Annotated in this window: 1 protein-coding gene; it reads left to right on the top strand. The window is 65.9% G+C overall.

The genetic code is table 11. The features are described from left to right. Window positions 1-985 (top strand): acyl-CoA dehydrogenase family protein (locus A9X05_RS22475; RefSeq protein ID WP_197499172.1); only part of this gene is annotated, 985 nt, incomplete at both ends.

Genomic DNA, 985 nt, shown 5'->3' on the forward strand with positions numbered 1-985 from the left:
CGCGCACCAAGGTGGCCGAGCAGATGAGGATCATGGCCGCCTTCGGTGCCGCCGCCGACAACTTCCGCAAGGAGCACGGCGGCACCGGCGACATCGGTGCGGCGATCACGATGATCGAGATGCTCGCCATGTCGGATCTGTCGCTGATGGTGAAGGCCGGCGTCCAGTGGGGGTTGTTCGGCGGTGCCGTCGAAAATCTGGGCACCGAGCGCCACCACGAGGCGTACGTGAAGAAGATCATCAGCCTCGAATTGCGGGGCTGCTTTGCGATGACCGAGACCGGACACGGCAGCGACGTTCAGTCGTTGGAGACCACCGCGACCTACGACCCGGCCACGGAGGAATTCATCATCGACTCTCCGACGCCCACCGCCCGTAAGGACTACATCGGCGGGGCGGCCGAAACGGCCACCATGGCAGCGGTATTCGCCCAGCTGATCACGACGGAGGACGGCGAACCGGTCAACCACGGCGTGCACTGCGTGCTGGTGCCGATTCGCGACGCGGAGGGCAACGACCTGCCCGGCGTGACGACGTCGGACTGCGAGTACAAGGGCGGCCTCCCCGGCGTGGACAACGGTCGCATCGTGTTCGACCACGTCCGGGTCCCGCGGGTGAACCTGCTCAACAAATACGGCGACGTGGCGCCGGACGGCACCTACACCTCGCCGATCGAGAACACCAACCGCCGGTTCTTCACCATGCTGGGCACATTGGTGCGCGGACGGATCACGGTGGGCGGCAGCGCCGGCGCCGCCGCCCGCGTCGCGCTGGACATTGCCACGCGATATGCGTTGCAGCGCAAGCAGTTCAGCGCGCCCGATGACGAGTCCGAAGTGCTCATCATGGACTACCTGGTGCACCAGCGCCGGCTGTTCCCCTTGATTGCGAAGTCATACGCGTTGCAGTTCGCCCAGAACGAGCTGGTCAGCAAGTGTCACGACATCCAGACCGCGGACGCGGTGGACGCCGACGAGCAGCGCGA

The organism is Mycobacterium sp. E3298, from assembly GCF_001666895.1.
Lineage (GTDB): Bacteria > Actinomycetota > Actinomycetes > Mycobacteriales > Mycobacteriaceae > Mycobacterium.